Source organism: Leifsonia sp. NPDC080035, assembly GCF_040050925.1.
In the GTDB taxonomy this organism is placed as follows: Bacteria; Actinomycetota; Actinomycetes; order Actinomycetales; family Microbacteriaceae; genus Leifsonia.
The window spans coordinates 3,783,401-3,797,530 of the sequence record NZ_CP157390.1 but is presented as its reverse complement, the minus strand read 5'-3'; the positions used below and the strand labels follow the sequence as shown (position 1 = coordinate 3,797,530).

General features: G+C 70.7%; 13 protein-coding genes. 7 read left to right on the top strand and 6 right to left on the bottom strand.

The window, feature by feature from the left end:
• The first annotated feature begins 59 nt into the window (after positions 1-59).
• Both AAME72_RS18425 and AAME72_RS18420 read left to right on the top strand, forming a co-directional pair.
• Positions 60-680 (top strand): helix-turn-helix domain-containing protein, encoded by a 621-nt coding sequence (locus AAME72_RS18425; protein WP_348787978.1) that lies wholly within the window; start codon positions 60-62, stop codon positions 678-680.
• Between the two features lie 19 nt (positions 681-699).
• Positions 700-1,596, top strand: a complete 897-nt coding sequence (locus tag AAME72_RS18420; protein WP_348790173.1) for a formylglycine-generating enzyme family protein — start codon at positions 700-702, stop codon at positions 1,594-1,596.
• A 97-nt stretch (positions 1,597-1,693) separates the two neighbouring features.
• Here the strand turns inward: AAME72_RS18420 and AAME72_RS18415 are convergent, their stop codons facing one another.
• From AAME72_RS18415 to AAME72_RS18400, 4 genes are all read right to left on the bottom strand, one after another.
• Positions 1,694-3,832 (bottom strand): 3-hydroxyacyl-CoA dehydrogenase NAD-binding domain-containing protein, encoded by a 2,139-nt coding sequence (locus AAME72_RS18415; RefSeq protein WP_348787977.1) that lies wholly within the window; start codon positions 3,830-3,832, stop codon positions 1,694-1,696.
• A gap of 7 nt (positions 3,833-3,839) precedes the next feature.
• A complete protein-coding gene (locus AAME72_RS18410; protein ID WP_348787976.1) occupies positions 3,840-5,048 on the bottom strand; it encodes a thiolase family protein in 1,209 nt (402 codons plus the stop codon).
• A gap of 71 nt (positions 5,049-5,119) precedes the next feature.
• Positions 5,120-6,316 carry an HRDC domain-containing protein gene (locus AAME72_RS18405; protein ID WP_348787975.1) on the bottom strand — a complete coding sequence of 399 codons (1,197 nt, stop codon included), beginning with the start codon at positions 6,314-6,316 and terminating at the stop codon, positions 5,120-5,122.
• Complete coding sequence (locus AAME72_RS18400) at positions 6,309-6,905, bottom strand: DUF3000 domain-containing protein (RefSeq protein ID WP_348787974.1); 597 nt, start codon at positions 6,903-6,905, stop codon at positions 6,309-6,311. Before AAME72_RS18400 ends, AAME72_RS18405 begins: the two co-directional genes overlap by 8 nt.
• Positions 6,906-7,006: 101 nt before the next feature.
• Between AAME72_RS18400 and AAME72_RS18395 the strand changes: the two genes are divergently transcribed.
• The gene (locus tag AAME72_RS18395) at positions 7,007-8,203 is read left to right on the top strand and encodes an alpha/beta fold hydrolase (RefSeq protein ID WP_348787973.1); all 1,197 of its coding nucleotides are present in this window, start codon (positions 7,007-7,009) and stop codon (positions 8,201-8,203) included.
• A 22-nt stretch (positions 8,204-8,225) separates the two neighbouring features.
• Here the strand turns inward: AAME72_RS18395 and AAME72_RS18390 are convergent, their stop codons facing one another.
• A complete protein-coding gene (locus AAME72_RS18390) occupies positions 8,226-8,660 on the bottom strand; it encodes a SufE family protein (RefSeq protein WP_348787972.1) in 435 nt (144 codons plus the stop codon).
• Between the two features lie 25 nt (positions 8,661-8,685).
• Entirely contained in the window at positions 8,686-9,612 is a 927-nt protein-coding gene (locus AAME72_RS18385) for a sulfurtransferase (protein ID WP_348787971.1), read from the bottom strand.
• A 126-nt stretch (positions 9,613-9,738) separates the two neighbouring features.
• Between AAME72_RS18385 and zapE the strand changes: the two genes are divergently transcribed.
• From zapE to AAME72_RS18365, 4 genes are all read left to right on the top strand, one after another.
• On the top strand, positions 9,739-10,794 hold the full coding sequence (gene zapE / locus AAME72_RS18380; protein WP_348787970.1) for a cell division protein ZapE: 1,056 nt from the start codon (positions 9,739-9,741) through the stop codon (positions 10,792-10,794).
• Between the two features lie 215 nt (positions 10,795-11,009).
• A complete protein-coding gene (locus AAME72_RS18375; RefSeq protein ID WP_348787969.1) occupies positions 11,010-12,272 on the top strand; it encodes an ammonium transporter in 1,263 nt (420 codons plus the stop codon).
• Between the two features lie 133 nt (positions 12,273-12,405).
• On the top strand, positions 12,406-13,611 hold the full coding sequence (locus AAME72_RS18370) for an ammonium transporter (protein WP_348787968.1): 1,206 nt from the start codon (positions 12,406-12,408) through the stop codon (positions 13,609-13,611).
• The gene (locus tag AAME72_RS18365; RefSeq protein ID WP_348787967.1) at positions 13,541-14,044 is read left to right on the top strand and encodes a type II toxin-antitoxin system PemK/MazF family toxin; all 504 of its coding nucleotides are present in this window, start codon (positions 13,541-13,543) and stop codon (positions 14,042-14,044) included. The genes AAME72_RS18370 and AAME72_RS18365 overlap by 71 nt, the downstream gene beginning before the upstream one ends.
• Positions 14,045-14,130 lie beyond the last annotated feature (86 nt).

Below are 14,130 nucleotides of genomic sequence, written 5' to 3'. Positions count from 1 at the left end.
GGGCTACGCTCGACCGTAACCGAAAACCATGCGAGTGACCTAATTTGGGGGTTCGAGGCGTGTCAGAGCAGACCGTCCGCCGCCGCGGACCGTACGCGAAGTCCGCGGAGCGGCGCGAGCAGATCGTCGACGTCGCCTACCGGGAGTTCGCCACCCGCGGCTACCACGGCTCCTCGCTGCGCGAGATCGCGGCCGCCGCGGGCATCAGCCTCGGCGCCCTGCAACACCACTTCACGGGCAAGGAGGAGCTCCTGGTCGCGGTGCTGAGCCGCAGGGACGAGCTCGGCGGCGGGACGATGCCGGTACCCGGGGGACTGCCGTTCGACCGCCACATCGTGGCGCAGGCGGAGCGCAACGAGCGCATCCCCGGACTGATCGCCCTCTACAGCGTGCTCTCGGCGGAGGCGACGACGGAGGGGCATCCCGGCCGGGACTACTTCCTCGGCCGGTACGCGCAGCTCCGCGACGAGTACGCGGCCGAGTTCGCCGCGCTGCGCCGGGACGGCCGGCTGCGCGACGGGGTGGACCCGGCCCTCGCCGCGGCGACGGTGGTGGCGCTCTGGGAGGGCATCCAACTGCAGTGGCTCTACACGCCGGAGCTCATCGACGCGGGGGCCGCGCTGCGCGCCTACCTGGATCTCGTGATCCTGCCCCCACCGGATGCGGCCGGCGACCGGTAGCGTGGCCTTCGTGGACGACATGGTGCGCATCGACGGCGGAACGTTCCGGATGGGGAGCGACGAGTTCTACCCCGACGAGCGCCCCGTGCACGAACGCACGGTCGCCGCGTTCCGCATCGACCGCCACGCGGTCACCAACGAGGACTACGCGCGCTTCGTTGACACGACCGGCTACGTGACCGTCGCCGAGCGGCCGATGGACCCGGCGGACTACCCCGGAGTCGCCCCCGAGGACCTGGTGCCGGGTGCGATGGTCTTCACGCCGGCCCCCGGGCCGGTCGACCTGCGCGACTGGCGGCAGTGGTGGCGCTGGGAGCCCGGAGCGCAGTGGCGGCACCCCGAGGGGCCGGGCAGCACCATCGACGACCGGATGCGGCATCCCGTCGTCCAGGTCGCCTACGAGGACGCCGCCGCCTACGCGGAGTGGGCGGGCAAGCGGCTGCCGACGGAGGCCGAGCACGAGTACGCGGCGCGCGGCGGTGTCGACGGCGCCCGGTTCGCCTGGGGCGAGGACGCGTATCCCGGCGGCGAGCCGCAGGCCAACTCGTGGATCGGGCGCTTCCCGTACGACAACCGCGGCCGGTTCGGAGCCGGAACCGCCCCGGTGGGCTCGTACCCGGCGAACGGCTACGGCCTGTACGACCTGATCGGCAACGTGTGGGAGTGGACGAGCGACTTCTACGCCCCGCGGCACGTGGTGCCGGGGGAGGAGGCGGTGGATGCGGGGCGGCGCGTCAATCTGCTGTCCTCCGCGAGTGCCGAACCCGGCTCGCGCATCCCGCGCCGGGTGCTGAAGGGCGGCTCGTACCTCTGCTCTCCCGACTACTGCTTCCGGTTCCGCCCCGCCGCTCGCTCGCCCCAAGCCGACGACACCGCGACCACCCACATCGGCTTCCGCTGCGCCGCCGACGCCTGACCGCCCCACCCCCTCCCCGCACGCAGAAACCGCCGAGTACGCGGATTCTCTGCGTACTCGGCGGTTTCGGGCCGATCTTCTGCGTACTCGCGGTTGGTTAGGCGACGCCCCTGATGGGGGGCTCGTGGAACGTGGCGCCGAAGACGCGGGTGGAGGCGCCCACCCGGTCGAGGTACGGCGTGATGCCGCCCATCTGGAACGGGAAGCCGGCGCCGAGGATCATGCACAGGTCGATGTCCTCGGGCGCCTCGACGACGTGGTCGTCGACCAGCATGCGGTGGATCTCGTCGGCCAGGCCGTCCTCGAGCCGGCGCAGGATCTCCTCCTCGCTCCACGGGTTCTTCCCGCCGGAGAGGATCTTCGCCGCGCCCTTGTCGAGCCCCTTCACCTTGCCCTTGGAGTCCTTCTCCAGCAGCGTCCCGTGCTCCGCCAGGCGGTGCAGGTTCTCGCTGCGGTAGAAGCGCTCGGGGAAGGCAGCGTGGTGCGTGTCCAGCACGTGCGCGCCGACCTTCAGCCCGACCAGGTCGAGCAGCGCCGAGGGCGCCATCGGCAGGCCGAGCGGCGCGAAGGCCTTGTCGACGGTCTCGAACGACGTGCCGTCGTCCACCGCGTGCATCGCCTCGCCGAGCACCTTGGCGAGCACACGGTTCACCACGAAGCCGGGGGTGTCGGCCGTGATGACCGCGTTCTTCTTGAGGGCGGCGGCGGTGACCATCGCGGTCGACAGCGTCGCCTCGTCGGTGCGCGGCGTCTTCACGACCTCGATCAGCGGCATCACCGCGACCGGGGTGAAGAAGTGGAAGCCGACCAGGCGCTCGGGGTGCTTCAGCTTCGCGCCGATCTGCTCGACCGAGAGCGAGGAGGTGTTGGTGGCGAGCACCGCCTCGTCCGAGAGGTACTGCTCCACCTCCTCGAACACGTTCTGCTTCACCGACAGCTCCTCGAAGACGGCCTCGATGACCCAGTCGCAGTCGGCGAAGTCGGCCTTGTTCGTCGTGCCGGTCACCAGCGCGCGCAGGCGGTTCGCCTCGTCGGGGGAGATGCGGCCCTTCTCGTGCAGCTTCCCGATCTCCGCGTGGATGGACGCGACGCCCTTGTCCACGTGCGCCTGATCCAGGTCGGTGATCACCACCGGCACCCGCAGCCGGCGCACGAACAGCAGCGCGAACTGGGTGGCCATGTAGCCGGCGCCGATCACGCCGATCTTGGTGACCTTCTTCGCGAGCTTCTTGTCCGGGGCGCCGGCGGGACGCTTTGCACGTTTCTGGACGAGGTTGAACGCGTAGATGCTGGCCTGGAACTGGTCACCCGAGATGAGCTCGGCGAGCGCCTCGTCCTCCAGCTCGAACCCGGCGACGCGGTCGTTCGACTTGGCGGCCTGCAGCAGGTCGAGCGCCTTGTACGGCGACTTCGGGACGGTGCCGATCCGGCTCTCGAGCATCTTGCGGGCGATGCCGATGGCGGCGTCCCACTTGACCATCCGCTCGACCTTGCCCGGCACGTTCGGACGCTTGACCTCGACGGCGCCGGTGAGCACCTTGTCGGCCCACTTCAGCGAGTCCTCGAGGAAGTTCGCCGAGTCGAAGATCGCGTCCGCGATCCCGAGGTCGAACACCTCCTGCGGCTTCAGCATCCGATTCTGCTTCAGGGGGTTCTCGACGACCACCTTGAGCGCGTTCTCGATGCCGATCAGGTTCGGCAGGATGGTCGCGCCGCCCCAGCCAGGGATCAGGCCGAGGAACACCTCGGGCAGCGCGAACGCGGCGGCGTTGCGGTCAATGGTGCGGTAGTCGGCGTTCAGGCCGATCTCGACGCCGCCGCCCAGGGCGAGCCCGTTCGTGAACACGAACGAAGGGACGCCGAAGGTCGCCTGCTTGCCGAGGACGTAGTGGCCCAGCTGCGGGAGCAGCTTCGCGACCTCGACGCTCGGGATGTCGCTGACGCGGCTGAGGTCGGCGCCGGCCGCGAGGATGAACGGCTTGCCGGTGACCGCGACCGCGTCGATCTCGCCGCGCTTCGCGCGCTCGGTCAGCTCGTCGAAGGTCTTCCCCAGCTCCAGGAGCGTCGCGGGGCCCATCGTGTTCGGCCGGGTGTGGTCGCGGCCGTTGTCGAGCGTGACCAGCGCGAGCGTCTTACCACTGGGGAGCGGGATGTCCTTGACGAAGGAGTGGGTGACGACCTCGTCGGTCGTCAGCTCGACGAGGGGGGAGAAGTCGATGGTGCTGTAGTCCGTCACGGGTGTCTCAGCCCTTCCGCGCCGCGCGCTTGTCGTAGTTGGGGTTCTCCCAGATCACGGTGCCGCCCTGGCCGAGGCCGACGCACATCGCGGTGATGCCGTACCGCACCTCCGGGTGCTCCTCGAACTGGCGGGCCAGCTGGATCATCAGGCGGACACCGCTGGCGGCAAGCGGGTGGCCGATCGCGATCGCGCCGCCCCACTTGTTCACGCGCGGGTCGTCGTCCTCGATCCCGAAGTGGTCGAGGAAGGAGATGACCTGGATGGCGAACGCCTCGTTCAGCTCGAACAGGCCGATGTCCTCGATCTTCAGGCCGGCCTTGCGCAGCGCCTTCTCCGTCGAGGGGACCGGGCCGAGGCCCATGATCTCCGGCTCGACACCGGCGAACGCGAAGCTCACCATCCGCATCTTCGGGGTGAGGCCGAACTCCTTGACCGCGTCGGAGGAGGCCAGCAGGCTGGCGGTCGCTCCGTCGGTCAGCGGGGACGCGTTCCCCGCGGTGACGCGGCCGTGCGGGCGGAACGACGGACGCAGGCCGGCGAGGCCCTCCAGCGTGGTCTCCGGGCGCATGCCCTGGTCGGTGGTGGCGAGTCCCCAGCCGTTCTCGGAGCGGATCGCGACCGGCACCAGGTCCGGCTGCAGCTTGCCTGCGGCGTAGGCGGCGGCCGTCTTCTGCTGGCTGGCCATCGCGTACCGGTCGGAGCGCTCCTTGGTGAGCGCAGGGAACCGGTCGTGGATGCGCTCGGCGGTCATCCCCATGTTGAGCGCGTCCTCGGCGACCATGCGCTCGGAGAGGAAGCGCGGGTTCGGGTCGGCGCCGAAGCCCATCGGGTGACGGCCCATGTGCTCGACGCCGCCGGCGATGACGAGGTCGTACGCGCCGAAGGCGATGCCGGAGCCGAGCGTCGTGACGCTGGTCATGGCGCCGGCGCACATCCGGTCGATCGCGAAGCCCGGCACCGACTTCGGCAGCCCGGCGAGCAGCGCCGCGGTGCGGCCGAGGGTCAGGCCCTGGTCGCCCTGCTGCGTGGTGGCGGCGATCGCCACATCGTCGATGCGCTCCTTCGGGACGTTCGGGTTCCGCTCGAGCAGTCCGATCATCGCCTTCACGACGAGATCGTCCGCCCGGGTGTTCCAGTACTGTCCTTTTTCGCCCGCTCGTCCAAACGGAGTGCGGACTCCGTCGACGAACACGACTTCCGTTCTCTCGGCCACAGTGCCTCCCAAATCAGGTCGTGAACGATCCTAGGGAGCCGAAAGGTACGGAAATAATCGTTTGACTGTTTCTACGAAACGGCTTCGGAGCCCTCGCCCGGGCTTTGCACGCTTTCCACAAACGCGCGGGCGATCACCTGTGAGGTTGTCTCAATCTGCCAGGGACGCGCACCGTGCTCGCGGAGGGCGCCGGCGACCGTCTCCGGGGTCACCGGCTGCGGCGGGCTCCAGGCGACGCGGCGCAGCGTCTCGGGGGTGAGCAGGTTCTCGAGCGGCAGCGAGAGCTCATCGGCCACGACGGTCAGCCCGGTGCGCGCGGCCTTCAGCCGGGCGTCCGCCTCGGGGTTCCTGTCCGCCCACGCGCGCGGCGGCGGGAGGCTGTCGCCGGTGCCGCGGAGGACGGGCAGGTCGTCGGTGCTGCGACCGGCCTCGATCGCCGCCCACCAGCGGTCGAGCTCGGTGCGGCTCGCACGCCCGGTGAACTCGCGCAGAGAGGCGAGTGCGCGCTTGCTGTCCGGCATCGCCTTGGCCGCCGCGGTCAGCGCGGCGTCCGGAACCAGCCGGCCCGGCGCCGTGTCCAGCTCGCGCGCGAGCGCGTCCCTGCTCAGCCACAGCTCCCGCGCGACGGCGAGGTTGCGGATGCCGCGGATCGAGTGGATGCCCGACAGCCGGCGCCACGGCTCGTTGCGCACGGTGATGAGCTCCCTGGTCAGCTCGTCGGCGAACTCCTGGTGGGCGATGTCCTCTTTGCCCGCCTTCACGAGCAGGTCGTCGATCGCGTCCCGCAGGTCGGGGAGCAGCTCCACGTCGAGCGCTGCATAGTTCAGCCAGGGCTCGGGGAGCGGGCGGGTCGACCAGTCGGCCGCGCTGTGCTCCTTGGCGAGGTGGATGCCGAGCAGCTCCTCCACCACGGTCCCGAGGCCGACGCGCGGCATCCCGAGCAGCCGGGCGGCCAGCTCGGTGTCGAAGATCCGCGCCGGGTCGAGGCCCACCTCGCGCAGGCAGGTGAGGTCCTGGGTCGCCGCGTGCAGCACCCACTCGTCGTCGTGGATGGCCGTGTTCAGCTCGTCGAAGCGGCCGATCGCCGGGGGATCGAAGAGGAAGGTGCCGGAACCCCTCCGGTACATCTGGATGAGGTAGGCGCGCTGAGAGTACCGGAAGCCGCTGGCGCGCTCCGCGTCGACGGCCACCGGGCCGGAGCCGGCGACGATGGTCTCGACCGCCGCGAGGTAGCCAGAGCGCGAGTCGATGACGATGTGATCAGCCACGCGGTGTCCGTCTCGTCGTGAGCAGGCTCACCCCTTCGCCGGCCGGCGGCAGACCCGCGAGCATGCAGAGCAGCTCTCCCCAGCCCTCGACGTGCGCGGCGATGTCGGTCTCCAGCGGGCTCCAGGATGCGCGGAGCTCGATCTGTGCGCCGTCGCCCTGCTTGGCGAGCTCGCCGAATCCCGTCGAGATGATCTTGGTCGCCGTGCCGCTGGCCGCCGTGTACCGGGCGCCGCGGGCGTCGAGCGCGTCGACCAGCCAGGACCACGCCACGTCGGCGAGGAACGGGTCGAGGCCGATGTCGGTCTCCAGCGGCGCCTGGGCGAAGCAGACGATGCGGAACGGGCCGCCCCATGCCTCCGGCTCGTCGGGGTCGTAGAGCAGGATGAAGCGTCCGGTGCCGAGATCGGAGTCGTCCCCGTGCCGCGCGGGATGAACGTCCGCGGCGAGGGCGACGGCGTACGGCGCGAGCTGCCCCGGTGCGGGGATCTCGGTGATCACGAGCTCGCTGCGGGACTTCGCTGTGCGGATCGACTGCAGCGCCGCGGCGAACGCCACCGGCACGGGCGGGGTCGAAGTTGGTGTCGGCACGGTACGAACACTAGAAGCCTTTGCGGGCGCGTGACGGTAAGGCACGCCGCCTGAGGAAGTCCTGAGGATACGCGCCGGCCGCCGAGGCTACGCTTTCGAGCATGGCGACGACCAGCACGGGATCGGGCAGGGGCAGGGGACTCGGACGGGCGATCGGTGTCACCGCCGCGATCGCGGCAGGGCTCGCGCTCGCCACGGCGGCCGGTGCCGCACTGGTGATGAGCCGGGTCGCGCTGACGGTGATCACCCCCGTGCGCCGTCGCCCGCAGAACCAGCTGATCCGCCGCGCGGACGAGGACCTCGGCACCGTGACGCTGAAGGACACACCGGACGCCGCGATGCCCGGCCGCTTCGGACTGTGGTTCGGTGCGGAGACCGGCTACGCGAAGGTCGGCGGGCTGCTGGTGCGCGCGGACGGCAGCGTCACCCGCGAGCTGGAGCGTGTCGAGTTCGGCGACCTGCGGCCGGGGCGGGCACGGATCAGCGGCTACTACTACCTCGATCCGGAGGAGCTCGGCCTTCCCGTCTCCAGCGTCCGGGTGCAGACCGAACTGGGCGAGGCGCCGGCGTGGCTGTTCCCCGCGCCGGAGGGTGCGGACGGCGACCGCTGGGTGATCCAGGTGCACGGCTGGGGCGCCACCCGGCAGGAGGCGCTGCGCGCGGTGCCGACCTTCCACGCGGCCGGGTACACAAGCCTGCTCGCCTCCTACCGCAACGACGGCGACGCCCCCGAGAGCGCGGACCGCCGCTACGGGCTCGGCGGGACGGAGTGGCGGGACATCGACGCGGCCATCCGCTTCGCCGCGGACAGCGGCGCCCGCTCGATCGTGCTGATGGGCTGGTCGATGGGCGGCGCGGTCGTGCTGCAGACCGTCACCCGCTCGGCGAACCTCGACCTGGTGACCGGCATGGTGCTGGAGTCGCCGGTGATCGACTGGGTGGACACGCTGCAGTACCAGGCGAACCTGCTGCGCCTCCCCGAGCCGATCGCCCAGGGCGCGATGCGGCTCATGGAGGCCACCTGGGGAGGGCCGATCACCGGACTCGGCGCCCCGATCGACCTCGCGAGCATGGACTTCGTCGCGCGGGCGGCCGACCTGCGCCTGCCCGTGCTCCTGCTGCACAGCTCGGACGACGGCTTCGTACCCGACAACGGGTCGCGGGCGCTGGCGCAGGCGCGCAGCGACATCGTCACCTTCGTCCCGTTCACCGGAGCGCTGCACACCAAGCTCTGGAACTACGACGAGGAGAAGTGGACGACCGCCGTCCGCACCTGGCTGGAGTCGCAGGTCGCGTAGCCCCTCCCGACCTCGGCGGGGGTCAGGCGGCGAGCTTCGCGCGGACCTGGCGCTTGGCGCGGCCGAGCAGGGCCGACATGCCGCGGAGGCGGAGCGGCGAGACCGCCTGGGCGAGCCCCAGGGTCTGCGGGAAGTCGTCCGGGACGGCGAGCACCTGGTCCGCGGTCAGGCCGGCGAGGCCCTGGACCAGGATGGACGCGAAGCCGCGCGTCGTCGGCGCCTCCTTCGGGGCCGTCGCGTACAGGTGCACGATGCCCGCCGCATCCACTTCGACGAAGATGAACACCGGCGCCTGGCACTCCTCCACCCGCTCCAGCAGGTCCGGGTGGTCGCGGTAGCGCTCCGGCAGCTCGGGCAGCTCGTCCGAGAACTCCAGCAGCAGCTGAAGGCGGTCGTTCTGCTCCAGGGCCTGGAAGTCGTCGCGGATCTCCGCGAGCGTGCCGGTGAGGTCGGTCATCCTTCCAGGGTACTTCGCGCCGCGGTCACTTCGCCGCGCCCGCGGGGATCTCGCCCGGCTCGGAACCGGTCACGATCGGGACGCGCACGGCGGAGCCCCACTCCGTCCACGAGCCGTCGTAGTTGCGGACGTTCTCGAAGCCGAGCAGGTGCGTGAGCACGAACCAGGTGTGGCTGGAGCGCTCGCCGATGCGGCAGTACGCGATGACCTCGTCGCCCGGCTTCAGGCCGGCCCCGCCGAGGTAGACCTCCTCGAGCTCCTGGCGGCGCTTGAAGGTCGCGTCCGGGGCCGCGGCGCGCGCCCACGGAACGGACTGCGCCGACGGGATGTGCCCCGCCCGCAGCGCGCCCTCGGTCGGGTAGCCGGGGATCTCGGTGCGCTCGCCGCTGTACTCCTCGGGGGAGCGGACGTCGATCAGGGCCCCTCGTCCGGAGCGGACGAGCCCGAGGTGCGTGAGCACATCCTCCTTGAACGCGCGCACGACCGTGTCGTCGCGCTCGACCACCGGGTATTCGACGGGAGCGGGGGAGGGGACCTCCCTGGTGAGCTCCCTGCCTTCGGCGATCCACTTGTCGCGGCCGCCGTCGAGCAGGCGGACGTCCTCGTGGCCGAACAGCGTGAACACCCAGAGCGCGTATGCGGCCCACCAGTTGTTCTTGTCGCCGTAGATGACCACCGTCGTGTCCCTGGCGATGCCCTTCGAGCCGAGCAGCTCGGCGAACCGTTCCGCGCTCACGTAGTCGCGCACGACCGGGTCGTTGAGGTCGGTGTGCCAGTCGATCTTCACGGACCCGGGAATGTGGCCGGTGTCGTACAGCAGCACGTCCTCGTCCGATTCCACGACGACCAGTCCTTCTTCCCCGAGGTGCTCCGCGAGCCACTCGGTGCTGACCAGGCGCTCCGGGTGGGCGTAGCCGGTGAAGGCGGGAGACGGGTCGTGCGCGATGGCCATGCGAGTGATCCTCCGGGTTAGGCTTGAGCCCTGCGACATCGCAGGATGCGTCTGTCCAGGCTACGCGGCTCGGCGGGCGGACGGACGGTCCCCTTAAGACTTCGACACAAAGGTGCACATCCCCCCATGACGCTCGAGAAGACCGGAGCCCTTCCGCGCCTCGCGGACCGTTCGCCGCAGATCACCGGATCCGAGATCGCCGCGAGCCTGGTGCCCCCGTCGCAGTTCGAGCACGCCAGCTTCGACTCGTACCGCCCCGACCACGACTACCCGTCGCAGTCCGAGGCCGTCTCGACCCTCAAGCTGTTCGCCAAGTCGTGGGAGCCGCAGCGTCCCGCCGGCCTGTTCAGCCGCAGCCGCAAGAAGGTGGAGGCGATGAAGCCGGGCGTCTACCTCGACGGCGGCTTCGGCGTCGGCAAGACGCACCTCCTCGCCGCGCTCTGGCACGAGGCGCCGGGTCCCAAGTACTTCGGCACGTTCATCGAGTACACCGCCCTGGTCGGCGCCCTCGGCTACGCAGGCGCGGTCGACCTGCTGCGCGGGTCCACCCTGATCTGCATCGACGAGTTCGAGCTCGACGACCCGGGCGACACGATGATGATGACAAGGATGCTCGGCGAGCTCGTCGCCTCCGGCACCCGCATCGCCGCCACCAGCAACACCCCGCCGAACGCGCTCGGCGAGGGCCGGTTCGCCGCGAGCGACTTCCTGCGCGAGATCCAGTCGCTGTCCTCGAACTTCCAGACGCTGCGCATCGACGGCCTCGACTACCGCCGCCGCGACACCTCCGGCGCCGCAGTGACGGTGGACGACGCCGAGTACGACCGGGTGCTGTCCGCCCTCTCCGCCCGCGGTGAGACCGCGACCAGCGACGGGTTCGCCGACCTGATCGCGCACCTGGCGACCGTGCATCCCTCCCGCTACATCAAGATGCTCGACGGCGTGGACGTCATCGGCCTGTCCGGAGTCACCGTGCTGCACGACCAGATGGCGGCGTTGCGACTCGTGGCGTTCATCGATCGCGTTTACGACGCCGAGATCCCGATCGTGCAGACCGGCGTCGCGCTCAGCGAGGTGTTCGACGAGGAGATGCTCGGCGGCGGCTACCGCAAGAAGTACCTGCGCTCGGTCTCGCGCATGATCGCGCTCACTGCGGGAGAGCTGCCTCCGCACGACGCGTAGCGTCCACCTGCCCCTCGGCGTTCCGGCAGGGGATTGGCGGTGCCCGGAAACCTGCTGTTTACACGCGGGGTGGATGTGTAACACGAGCGAAACACGGTGCTCGCGCGGCCGAAACCTCCCGCGATCAGACTGACTCCACCCCGAAGCGCCCCTGCCCGGCGAAGGCTCGCCGGGCGCCCCACGAGGGGCGTCGCACAGAGAGGTAGAGATCTCCCATGGTGTTCCACACAGCAGCGGACTACGCAGAGGCAGGGACCGTCAACTCCCTGTGGCTGCTCGTCGCCGCAGCCCTCGTCCTGTTGATGACCCCCGGTGTCGCCTTCTTCTACGGCGGCATGGTCCGCGCGAAGAGCGTCATCTCCATGATGATGATGAGCTTCGGCGCCATGGCCATCGTCGGCGTCCTCTGGGTCTTCTACGGTTACGGGCTGGCGTTCGGCACGCCGCTCATCCCGCATGTCCTCGGTACGCCCGACTGGTTCCTGTCCAGCCTGATGGGCAAGGACGGCATGACCCCCGACCTCAGCGGACTCGCCTTCGCCGGTTTCCAGGCCACGTTCGCGATCATCACCGTCGCCCTGATCTCCGGCGCCATCGCCGACCGCGCCAAGTTCGGCTCCTGGATGGTGTTCGCCGCCGTCTGGGTGACGGTCGTCTACTTCCCGGTCGCGTTCTGGGTGTTCAACCTCTCGGAGGGCTGGATCGCCTCCGTCCTGCACGTCAACGACTTCGCAGGCGGCACCGCGGTGCACATCAACGCCGGCGCCGCGGGCCTCGCGCTCGCCCTGGTGCTCGGCAAGCGCGTCGGCTTCCAGAAGGGGATGAGCAAGCCGCACAACGTGCCGCTCACGCTCCTCGGCGCCGCACTGCTGTGGTTCGGCTGGTTCGGCTTCAACGCCGGGTCGGAGGCCGCGGTGGACGGCGTCGCCGCGATCGCCTGGGTGAACACCCTCGCCGCGCCGGCGGCCGCGACGATCGGCTGGCTGGTGATCGAGAAGATCAGGGACGGCAAGCCCACCTCCATCGGCGCCGCGTCCGGAGCCGTCGCCGGCCTCGTCGCGATCACCCCGGCCTGTAACATCCTGACCCCGTTCTGGGCCATCGTCCTCGGCCTCGTCGCCGGCGCGGTGTGCGCGCTCGCGGTCGACCTGAAGTTCCGGCTCGGCTTCGACGACTCGCTCGACGTGGTCGGCATCCACCTGGTCGGCGGCCTGATCGGAACGCTGTGGATCGGCTTCTTCGGCTTCACCAAGGTGGACGGCAAGTTCACCAGCCTGCTCTACGGCGGAAGCTGGAGCCAGCTCGGCGCCCAGGCCATCGGCGCATTCAGCGTTCTGATCTACTCGTTCGTGCTTGCCTACGCCATCGGCTGGGTCATCCAGAAGACGATGGGCTTCCGGATCACGAACGAGGACGAGCTCGCGGGCGTCGACACCATCGTCCACGGCGAGGAGGGGTACTCGCTCGAGACAGTCTGACGCGTCGCCGATGACCCGGCGCGTCGGGCGCGCGGGGCGCCACCTTCGGGTGGCGCCCCGTCGTCGTGTGCGGCGCGTGGTGCGCCACGAGGGGTCGCTAAGGTGATGGGGGCGTCGAGAGCGAGGGAGCGGGATGGCGACGAGCCAGCAGGTGGATGCGCTTCTCCTGTTCGTCTGCAGCGCGCTCACCCTGCTGATCGTGCCGGGGCTCGCCTTCTTCGTCGGCGGCCTCGCCGGCAGCGCCGGAGCGGCGCGCGCCGTGCGGTTCGCGGCCACCGGCACGGCGATCGTCGTCGTGATAGGGGTGCTCGGCGGTTACGGGATGCTGGCCGGCGATCCGCTCGTCGCGCACCTGATCGGCCGCCCGGACCCCGGCCTCGGCTCGGTGACCGGTCTCTACCCGCTCGCGCACGCCGGCTACCTGCTCGCGGCGTGCGCGGTCTCCGTGACGATCGTCGGCGTGGCCGTCGCCTCGCGCATCACCCTGCGCGCCTGGATCGTGTTCTGCGTGCTGTGGTGCCCGCTCGTGCTCTTCCCTGCCGGGTACGCCGTGTTCGCGCTCGACGACGGCTGGGCGGTGTCCGGGCTCGGCGTCATCGACTTCGGGGGAGCGCTGCCCGTCGGGATCGCCGCCGGCGCGGCGGCGGCCGGGGTGATCATGGCGTGCGGGAGGGCGGAGCATCCCGTCACCGGCTCGCGCAACCTGCCCCTGGTGTCGATCGGCGGCGCGCTGGTGTGGGTCGGCTGGCTGGGTCTGACGACCGGGTCGGAGGGGGCGCTCGACCGGTTCACGCCGCTGATCGCGCTCAACTCGTTCCTGGCGTCGGCCGCGGGCTGCCTGATGTGGATGCTCGTCGACCGGGTGCTGCTGCGCCGCCCGACGCTGGTGAGCGCCTTCTGCGGCGCCTTCGCCGGCCTTGTGGCGGTGACTCCGGCGTCCGGCGTGCTGACGATCGGCTGGGCCCTGCTGCTCGGTGCTCTGGCCGCCCTGGCCTGTGCGACGATGGTGGACGTCGCCGCGCGCGCCCGGTTCGGCGCCTCCATGACGCTGACCGTCATCACGATCGCGGCGAGCCTGGTCGGCCTGCTCTTCATCGGGCTGTTCGCGGGCGGCGGCGGGATGGTCTACAGCGGCAACTTCGACCTCTTCACCGCGCAGGGGATCGCCGGGTTCGCGGTGCTGATCTGCTCGTTCCTCGTCTCCGCGCTGCTCGCGTTCGGTCTGCGGCTGACGATCGGTCTCACCAGGGTCCGCTATCGTGCCAGGCGTGGCATCCCGGATCCTGAGCGCCCTGACGAGGCTGTTCCGTCCGACGGCCCGGCCGCCGGTAGACGCTGAGCGCGAGGCCGAACCCGGGCGCAGCGGCGCGGCGGCGACCGTGCTGGTGGACCCGCGCCGGCTGGGGCGCATCCGCACCTCATACAACCCGAGCACGGACGGCGACGCCGACCCGGGCGAGATCGTCTGGACCTGGGTGCCGTACGAGGAGGCGGACGGCCGCGGCAAGGACCGTCCCGTGCTCGTCGTCGCCGCCGAGCCGTCCGGCTCGGTGCTCGCCGTCGCTCTCACCAGCCAGGCGCATCCCGCACGCCCCGAGTACCTGGCGATCGGATCCGGCGACTGGGACGGGCAGCACCGGCCGAGCTTCGTGCGCATCGACCGCGTCTTCCGGGTGCAGCAGGCGGGGATGCGCAGGGAGGCCGCGGCTCTGGACGAGCGCCGGTTCCGGGTCGTCCGTGATGCTCTGAGCGACCGCTACGGCTGGCGCTGAGCCTCCGCTTCGTCCGGCCCGGACCGTCAGCATGACGAAGGATGAACGCGCCCGCGCGCTCCGACCGTCACGTCACTACAGTTGCC